Consider the following 7,925-nt stretch of genomic DNA (forward strand, 5'->3'; position numbering starts at 1 on the left):
CTCCGTATTCGGTTTTAAAGGTACGATCGTAGTAGCCATTACGGGAATTGCCGGAATGAAAACCTTCTCGATCATAAGGCTCATAGTCTAAAAAGACAGTTAATTCATGTTTCAACAGCTGATTGATAGCTGTTTCCAAATGATGACGAAAAACTTCTTCGATATTTTGTTTTTGTGCTAGTGCTTCGATTAAATCTGTAGTAAGATGATTCATAGGGAAGACCTCTTTTCTGTGAATTTTGTAGGCTAACTTTATTCTACAGAAAGGGTCTTCCTTTTTCTATGAACATTATTTAGTGCATTTCTATTTACACAAAATATTTTACACTCTCAGTCTAGTGAAAAAGTTAAATACATACTTATATATGATAGCTTCTATAATTTAAAAGGATTGCAGGTACAAGAGCTAATTGAAATAGTGCTTGCCGTTTTGGAAACTGATGAGTTGGATATGAAAGATAAGGAAATGATTAAAAATTCTATTGTAAATGGTGCGGAAAGCCTTCATAAAAATATGGATTTACAAACAATGCAATTAGAACAAACATTGGTTAAACCAGTTGTTAATTATATAATGGAAATACAAACCGCAGGTGACGATTTGAAAGCTGCACAAGCTTTATATGAACAGAACTTATATAACCAGTCTGTTAATAGATCTTATTATTCGATGATGCATTCACTAAAAGCATTATTAGAAAGTGAAAATATGCTTTCAGATTGGGAGCCAAATGCTTTAAATGTTAAGGAAAGTCATAAGCAACTTGAGAGAAAATTATCCTCGTTGGTTAGTAATGGTAAAATAGGACTAGATTATTTGGACTCATTTAGGTTTGTTAAGCAAAAGAGGTGGATAGCAGACTATAATATAGCAAAAATTGATGAAATAGAATGTAAAGATTGTTTGAAAAAGGCAAATAACTTTTTATCGGAAGTAAAAAGATTAACATATTAGATTGTAGGAGTATATCTTAATCGGGAAAATGAGCAGATTGTAAATTAGGCTTTCGGTAAAGTACTCATCGAAGTATCCTTCGATGTTCGGAAGGACAATATTATTTGGTATAAATCGAATCGATATACAGTTCCTTTAGGAACTTTTCAAAAGACAAAACAAGTCTATATCGAAAGTACGACGATGAGAAAGTTCCCTCACACGTATCATGGGATGAGAAATAGACCAAAGATAGTAAAATTAGACGATATATTTAGGGGTGATTTTCTTTCCAAAAGTGTTGAGATAAGAATGTGCTGTGTTTTTGCCAAATACGGTAAGTAGTAAGTTGTTTCAATAACCTGACATTCTCAAGCACACCCCACTTTGGAGAATAGCGAATCAAAATATGGATATGGTCTTGATCTATCTCTTGTTCTTCTGATCGAAGAAAATCATCATCAGTATATTATTTCTTTCGCTTTTCTAGCTCATATTTATTTAACACTTGATCGAGTTTTTGACTTATTTTAATCGTGTCCGGGTCTCCCACTCCTTTTTTTGTAATCATTTTTTCCATCTCTGTTCTTAACTTTTCAATTTCCAATTCCAAATGTCTCAGTGTAAACACTCCTTTTTTACTAAGGTTACGAGAGCGAATACCCATGCGGGATGTCCTCCAGCAGGTATCTTTTTAGAAATGACAGAAGACGATTGGTACCACGCCTTTGAACAAAATTTAATGAGTGTCGTTCGTACAACGAGAGAAGTCATTCCATATATGAAAAACCAAGGTGCAGGTCGAATTGTCAATATTACTTCGTCGTCCATCAAACAGTCCATAGACAACCTGCTTCTCTCCAATACGATGCGCCCTGGTGTATTCGGTTTCACAAAAAGCATTGCACAAGAATTTGCAGCAGATCATATTTTAGTAAATACGGTTGGCCCTGGAAAAATTGCAACAGACCGCATGATTCAGTTAAATATAAGCATTGCTCAAAAAACAGGAAAACCAATGGAAGAAGTGGAAAAAGAATCTGTTGCTGATATTCCGCTCGGTCGGTTAGGGGAGCCGGAAGAATTTGCCAAAGCAGTGGCCTTTTTAGCATCATTTACGAATACGTATATTACAGGACAAGCTCTCATTGTAGATGGGGCTTCGGTCAAAGCGTTATAACATATATCCAGCTGTCGGTCGGTGGACTGACGGCTTTTTTAGTTATCCCCAAGAATCGTCTTCCTTAAACAAACGTTTGATGTACCGGTTTTCTGTGGATATTTCATTGGCAAAGAACGGTTGCATGTTGTGACACGCCTCTGACACATACTAATGCATGAGGGGGGAGAGACAATGGGGACTGTTATTTCACTTGAGCCACACCGACTGCGGAAACAGTGGGAAGAAGAGAAACGATTGTTAACTTCCGTTCCAGTGGAGGAACTGAAGGCGAATGCAGAAATGATGTTTGCACCTCTTTTTAACAACTTTGTTTTTTGTGATTCATTTTTGGAAGAAGCTTGTTTAGAATTTGCTTTGGAAGCTTTTATAGCTGGTGGAAAGTGCAGTAAATATGAACAAAACGGTGAAATTCCTTTCCGTTTTAAGCTACACACGGTCGTGGAAGTAAGTTTATTAGCAAGTGAATTATATACGTATATGACCCATTTTTCAAAGAGCTTTGGTGCAACGGATGAAGAATTAAAAGAAGCTGTAGAATGGTATATGACATTATGGATGGAAGAAGGTCTCCAGGCTGGATTACAAAGGAAACGACTGCGCTTGTAAAGTCATCTTTACGCCCGCTTCTTCATATGGATAGAACAAGCAATTGAAGATAAAGGAGCGGGCGCCATGAAAAAATGGCTTGGTTTTGCCATTGTGTTCATAGTATTATCGATCGGTATTTTCTTTATACAATCTTATTTTACTGCAAAAGATTCCTCAACAAGATGGCACTTACCGCTATCTGGTAAAATCATTATCATTGATCCTGGTCATGGTGGAGTAGATGGAGGAGCAACCAGTAAGGAAGGGATAGTAGAAAAAGAAGTTGCTTTAGATATAAGTTTCATGTTACGGGAATATTTACAAGAAGCCGGAGCGATTGTGTTCCTCACTCGAGAAGGGGATTACGATTTAGCCGGAGATGATGTTCGGGGGTATAGCAGACGCAAAACAGAAGATTTACACAAACGAGTGGAATTGATTAATGAAAGTGGAGCGGATTTGTTTATTAGTTTGCATTTAAATGCGATTGCCTCCACTCGATGGAGCGGAGCCCAAACCTTTTATCATCCGCGGGTGCCGGAAAACGAAATGATTGCTTATTTTATTCAAGAACAACTGAAAATCAATTTAGAGAATACGACGCGTGAGGAAAAGCCAATCAAAAGTGTATTTGTGCTGGAGTCGGCGCACATTCCAGGTGTGCTCGTAGAAGCTGGATTTCTATCCAATCGAGAAGAAGCAGCACTATTAGGAACAGAAACATATCAAAATAAAGTGGCAGCCTCTATTTATGAAGGAATTCTTCGTTACTATTCCGGTGAAAAAATTCCGTCCTCATAAGCAGAAATGTTTGAAACGATGTATAAGTCGAAGTATGTTATACTTTAGGTACAATTTTTGTCGATTAAAGGATGGTGTCCACTTTGTTAAGTGAAGAAAAAATTCTTAACGTACTAAAAGATATAAAGGACCCTGATCTGCACAAAAGTATCGTGGAAACAGGGGGCGTTCGGGAAATAAAGATAAAAGAAGAGAAAGGACATGTGAGTTTAAAAATTGCCCTCGCCCGAACTGGTACGGCAGAGCAAATGCACGTGCAACAAAAAGTCGTACAAGCAGTAAAAGGAGCCGGGGCGGAATCCGTCGGTCTTCGTTTCGACCAGTTAACGGAAGAAGAAGTGAAAAAACACGGTGGAAGTGAAGGAACAGAAGAAAAGAAAGGGCCTTCCCTTTTATCGAAAGACTCAGAGACTGAGTTCATTTTAATTACGAGCGGAAAAGGCGGTGTTGGAAAATCTACCGTCTCCGTGAACCTTGCAACGGCACTCGCACGGGAAGGGAAGAAAGTCGGTCTGATTGATGCTGATATTTATGGTTTTAGTGTACCGGATATGATGGGGATTGACACACGTCCTACCGTAAAAGGACAAACGATTTTTCCAGTAGAACGATTCGGTGTAAAAGTGATCTCTATGGGCTTTTTTGTGGAAGATAACGCCCCGGTGATTTGGCGCGGTCCGATGCTTGGAAAAATGTTAAACAATTTCTTTAATGAAGTAGAATGGGGAGAATTAGATTATTTAATTCTCGACTTGCCGCCGGGAACGGGAGATGTGGCTCTAGACTTACACACGATGTTGCCGGAGTCAAAAGAAATTATCGTCACTACGCCTCACGCAACCGCAGCTTTTGTTGCTGCTCGGGCGGGTGCGATGGCGATTAAGACGAACCATGAAATCCTTGGTGTCATCGAAAATATGGCATATTTCGAAAGTAAATTAACAGGCGAAAAGGAATTTGTATTTGGACAAGGCGGCGGGGATCGTTTAGCAGAAGAATTAAAAACCGAATTGCTCGGACGAATTCCCCTTGGCCAACCAGAAATTGATGAAGACGACTTTGCGCCATCGATGTATGATACCGACCACCCAATCGGAAAAATTTACATGCAGATTGCGAAACGTCTCATTGAAAAAGTAGGGAAATAAAAAAATAGGGGTAACACAGCTTGACTGTGCTACTCCTATTTTCTTTAAGAAGAACCTCCTCCTTGATCCTGCTGGTTTCCTTGGTCTCCTCCTTGTTCTCCTTCTTCCTTTCCCCCATCCTCTTCTTTTTCCATTTGTTTTTTTGCAACATTTTCTAACAACTCGCTTATTTTTGCTTTAAAATGTGGACTTTCAAAGGCTTCTGTCATAATCGTCATTACTTGCTCGCGATATTCTTTGCTTTTAAATAAATCGAGCATCGTTTTTTCTAGCTCCGGATCTTTTAATACATCAATTAACATCCCTTGATATTCCGGGTCTTTCATTAAATTTTTTAACAGCTTTTCATTTTCAGTTTGCATACTTTCGGCAAACTTCTTTTGGTATTCCGGATCTTTCATCGTCTCTTGCCAAAAGCTTTTTCCTTTTTCTGAAGTGAGCGTTTTTACGACTGTCTCTTTCACTGTCGGTTGATCAATAACAATTTTTTCAATGGTTTCTTCCTCACTTAATATATCTTGAATTGCTTTTTTTCCTTCATCGGTTTTCAAAAGATCGACGAGCATCTTTTTAGTTTCTTCATAATCTGCATGTTGTCCTTGTTCTTGGAATGCCGCACAACCACATAATATGAATCCACACGCAGAAAGAACAAGAATAATTTTCATGAAACGCATCTTTATCCATCACCGCCTTTCTTTTCTAACGAAAAGATTTTTAGCTAAATTTAGTATGGGAAGGTGTGAACAATTTATGCACAACCGAGTAGTTGTGTAGCTTTTTTTAGAAAGGATTGATAAAATCAACGACAGGTATCTATATCCATCATAAGAAAGGATATTTTTAGTTAAATGAGGAGTGCGATTCGTTTTGAATACGAGAAAATTAGTATATTTATTAACGACAACGCTCATCATTGGTGCTTTAGCGGGTGCCATTGTTGGGATCGTTCTAGATCCGAGTACGTATTTTAGCGGGGGGATAGGAAACTTTTTCTTCGGAGTGCTCTGGATGTTAGGGATTAGTGCTGCCATTAGTTTAATTGCGCAAATGGGTCATTTCGCATACTTAATCTTTCATCGTTTAGCCCTTGGCGTGTTTAAATCAATTAGGCTATGGAATAAAATTCAAGTTGTACTTATTGTTTTCGTCTTCTTTGACCTTATTTATTTCCGATACATCGCATTTGCTTCGGAGGATGAAACAATTTTCGGGTACATGATGATGCCGATTCTACTCATGCTTTATTGCATTCTAGTTGCTTACAGAAAGCGTCAAGAGACGAACAAAGAAGCATTTGTTCCAGCATTATTTTTTATGTTTGTCATTACGATCATCGAATGGATTCCTGCCCTTCGTCTTGAGACAGTCAATGATTCCAAGTGGCTTTGGATTTATCTTGCACCTCTCCTTGCCTCAAATACGTGGCAATTGTTGACGATGCATCGCTTAACAGGTGTACCGAATCACTCAAAAGTAGCAACGCCAAAAAGAGCCGACTAATATAGCGGCTCTTTACTATTTGATTTCTTTTACTTCGGTTTCTGCCTGTGTTATTAATTCCTCTAGCGATACAAATTCATATCCTTTTTCGCGAATACGATCAATTAAAGAGGGTAAACTATCTCCTGTCTGTTTCGCTGAATCTGAGGCGTGCAGTAAAATGACATCACCTGGTTGTATTTTCTCTGTAATGCTCGTAATGATTTGTTCTTTCCCTGGATTATTCCAGTCATTCCCTTCGACACTCCAATGAATGGTCGAATACCCGAAACGTTCAACGATAGATAATACTTCCTTATTTAATTCACCAAATGGTGGACGGAAGTAAGTAACATCTTGTTCTGTCACGTCTTTTATTTTTTTATGACTTAAATGAAGGTCCCGAATGATCTCTTCTTCTTCCATATCGGTATACTTTTTATGTTGAAACCCGTGATTTCCAAGCGTATGTCCGTTTTCCACTATTTTTTCTACAATTTCAGGATGACGTTCTGCCCAAGCACCAGAGATAAAAAAAGTAGCTTCCACTTCTTTATCTCTCAGAATATCGACAATCGGCAAGGCTCTCTCTTCTCCCCAACTAATATTAAAAGTCAACGCCACCTTTTTTTCTTCAATATCTGCGCGGTAAAAGGCTCTCGGTTCTTCTTTAGAAGAGAAGACGGTCAAAAAGGAAGGACTGACGAGTAAACTAAATAGAAGAATACAACAAGCAATAACGGTTAGAATACCTATTTTTAAGTGCTTATGAGAAATAATCCAAATTTTTTTTGACATCGCTTCGTCCCCTTTCTCTCTTCCTTGGATAAACTTATGCAAGAGCGGACAAGATAATGAATATAACATTTATTGGAAGAAGGGAAAGGAATGCGAGGATTGTTAATTAACGAAAAAGAACGACAAGAATTACAACATATATTAAAAAGGGAGTTAGAAGAAATTTTACTTGATTATGAGGATAGGAGAATAGATGGCACTGTAAAAAAAACGATGGAAGAAAAATACCAACTTGTGTTAAGTCTTTATCGACGCATATCGTCTCAAGCGGAATTTAAAAAGTACGCCCTTAGTTTTCATCAGATGAGAGAAAAAAGAAATATGAAAAAGAAGATGTAAAAAGTAATCAACCCACTGTAAAAAAGGAATGCACCAGCTCTTAAAAAAATGTTAAAAAAACTATTGACTCTTATACCATAACGTGATAGATTATATAGTGCACCTTTTGAGAGTGACTGAAATGCTTTGAAAGGTATTGACTTATTCAAGAGAAGTTGCTATAATAACAAATCGTGAGTCAAAAGAAAGTGTCCTTTGAAAATTGAATGAAAGTCAAGCGTCTGTAAATTTCTTCTTTTCATTAGAGGAATGAAGTAATTTAATAAAGAGCAAGATCAACTTTCATGGAGAGTTTGATCCTGGCTCAGGACGAACGCTGGCGGCGTGCCTAATACATGCAAGTCGAGCGCGTGCACCTATTGGATCCCTTCGGGGTGACGATAGGGAATCGAGCGGCGGACGGGTGAGTAACACGTGGGCAACCTGCCTTACAGTCTGGGATAACCTCGGGAAACCGGGGCTAATACCGGATAACCATCCATGCCGCATGGCATGGACGTAAAAGAGGGGATTTCTCTCGCTGTGAGATGGGCCCGCGGCGCATTAGCTAGTTGGTGAGGTAACGGCTTACCAAGGCAACGATGCGTAGCCGACCTGAGAGGGTGATCGGCCACACTGGAACTGAGACACGGTCCAGACTCCTACGGGAGGC

Annotated in this window: 12 protein-coding genes and 1 rRNA gene; 8 read left to right on the plus strand and 5 right to left on the minus strand. The window is 38.7% G+C overall.

The features are described from left to right. Positions 1-214: transposase (locus GJS40_RS10750; RefSeq protein ID WP_270897863.1), on the minus strand; the 214-nt coding region annotated here is incomplete at its 3' end. Between the two features lie 177 nt (positions 215-391). Between GJS40_RS10750 and GJS40_RS10755 the strand changes: the two genes are divergently transcribed. Continuing rightward, positions 392-955: a HEPN domain-containing protein gene (locus GJS40_RS10755; protein ID WP_270897864.1), complete on the plus strand. Its 564-nt coding sequence runs from the start codon at positions 392-394 to the stop codon at positions 953-955. Positions 956-1,208: 253 nt separating this feature from the next. Here the strand turns inward: GJS40_RS10755 and GJS40_RS10760 are convergent, their stop codons facing one another. Next, positions 1,209-1,364 carry a transposase gene (locus tag GJS40_RS10760; protein ID WP_270897874.1) on the minus strand — a complete coding sequence of 52 codons (156 nt, stop codon included), beginning with the start codon at positions 1,362-1,364 and terminating at the stop codon, positions 1,209-1,211. Positions 1,365-1,403: 39 nt separating this feature from the next. Further along, the gene (locus GJS40_RS10765; RefSeq protein WP_270897865.1) at positions 1,404-1,601 is read right to left on the minus strand and encodes an aspartyl-phosphate phosphatase Spo0E family protein; all 198 of its coding nucleotides are present in this window, start codon (positions 1,599-1,601) and stop codon (positions 1,404-1,406) included. Between GJS40_RS10765 and GJS40_RS10770 the strand changes: the two genes are divergently transcribed. The 4 genes from GJS40_RS10770 to GJS40_RS10785 all read left to right on the plus strand — a co-directional run bounded on the left by GJS40_RS10770 (position 1,548) and on the right by GJS40_RS10785 (position 4,654). Next, positions 1,548-2,114: an SDR family oxidoreductase gene (locus tag GJS40_RS10770; RefSeq protein WP_270897866.1), complete on the plus strand. Its 567-nt coding sequence runs from the start codon at positions 1,548-1,550 to the stop codon at positions 2,112-2,114. The two genes, GJS40_RS10765 and GJS40_RS10770, sit on opposite strands and share 54 nt — an antisense overlap. Positions 2,115-2,288: 174 nt before the next feature. Then, a complete protein-coding gene (locus tag GJS40_RS10775) occupies positions 2,289-2,723 on the plus strand; it encodes a DUF2521 family protein (protein ID WP_270897867.1) in 435 nt (144 codons plus the stop codon). Positions 2,724-2,789: 66 nt separating this feature from the next. Then, positions 2,790-3,506, plus strand: coding sequence for an N-acetylmuramoyl-L-alanine amidase CwlD (cwlD, locus tag GJS40_RS10780; RefSeq protein ID WP_270897868.1), 717 nt, complete (start codon positions 2,790-2,792; stop codon positions 3,504-3,506). Between the two features lie 83 nt (positions 3,507-3,589). Then, entirely contained in the window at positions 3,590-4,654 is a 1,065-nt protein-coding gene (locus tag GJS40_RS10785) for an Mrp/NBP35 family ATP-binding protein (RefSeq protein WP_270897869.1), read from the plus strand. A gap of 44 nt (positions 4,655-4,698) precedes the next feature. Here GJS40_RS10785 and gerD read toward each other — a convergent pair whose 3' ends face one another. Next, positions 4,699-5,322, minus strand: a complete 624-nt coding sequence (gene gerD, locus GJS40_RS10790; protein ID WP_333723925.1) for a spore germination lipoprotein GerD — start codon at positions 5,320-5,322, stop codon at positions 4,699-4,701. Between the two features lie 202 nt (positions 5,323-5,524). On the opposite strand from gerD, the gene GJS40_RS10795 reads away from it, so the two are divergent. Further along, positions 5,525-6,157, plus strand: coding sequence for a KinB-signaling pathway activation protein (locus GJS40_RS10795; RefSeq protein WP_270897871.1), 633 nt, complete (start codon positions 5,525-5,527; stop codon positions 6,155-6,157). A 15-nt stretch (positions 6,158-6,172) separates the two neighbouring features. Here the strand turns inward: GJS40_RS10795 and pdaB are convergent, their stop codons facing one another. Next, the gene (pdaB, locus tag GJS40_RS10800) at positions 6,173-6,934 is read right to left on the minus strand and encodes a polysaccharide deacetylase family sporulation protein PdaB (RefSeq protein ID WP_270897872.1); all 762 of its coding nucleotides are present in this window, start codon (positions 6,932-6,934) and stop codon (positions 6,173-6,175) included. A 90-nt stretch (positions 6,935-7,024) separates the two neighbouring features. Between pdaB and GJS40_RS10805 the strand changes: the two genes are divergently transcribed. Both GJS40_RS10805 and GJS40_RS10810 read left to right on the plus strand, forming a co-directional pair. Beyond that, positions 7,025-7,273, plus strand: a complete 249-nt coding sequence (locus GJS40_RS10805; protein WP_270897873.1) for a hypothetical protein — start codon at positions 7,025-7,027, stop codon at positions 7,271-7,273. 281 nt (positions 7,274-7,554) lie between these two features. Next, positions 7,555-7,925: ribosomal RNA gene (locus GJS40_RS10810) — 16S ribosomal RNA — on the plus strand; the annotation flags it as partial.

Source organism: Aliibacillus thermotolerans, from assembly GCF_027853235.1.
GTDB lineage: Bacteria > Bacillota > Bacilli > Bacillales > Marinococcaceae > Aliibacillus > Aliibacillus thermotolerans.

What these genes read in the sequence shown, in the direction of transcription:
- GJS40_RS10770 (WP_270897866.1), top strand. Translation starts at nt 1,548, where the DNA reads ATGTCTCAGTGTAAACACTCCTTTTTTACTAAGGTTACGAGAGCGAAT.
- GJS40_RS10765 (WP_270897865.1), bottom strand. Translation starts at nt 1,601, where the DNA reads ATGGGTATTCGCTCTCGTAACCTTAGTAAAAAAGGAGTGTTTACACTG.
- GJS40_RS10775 (WP_270897867.1), top strand. Translation starts at nt 2,289, where the DNA reads ATGGGGACTGTTATTTCACTTGAGCCACACCGACTGCGGAAACAGTGG.
- cwlD (WP_270897868.1), top strand. Translation starts at nt 2,790, where the DNA reads ATGAAAAAATGGCTTGGTTTTGCCATTGTGTTCATAGTATTATCGATC.
- gerD (WP_333723925.1), bottom strand. Translation starts at nt 5,322, where the DNA reads ATGAAAATTATTCTTGTTCTTTCTGCGTGTGGATTCATATTATGTGGT.
- pdaB (WP_270897872.1), bottom strand. Translation starts at nt 6,934, where the DNA reads ATGTCAAAAAAAATTTGGATTATTTCTCATAAGCACTTAAAAATAGGT.
- GJS40_RS10805 (WP_270897873.1), top strand. Translation starts at nt 7,025, where the DNA reads ATGCGAGGATTGTTAATTAACGAAAAAGAACGACAAGAATTACAACAT.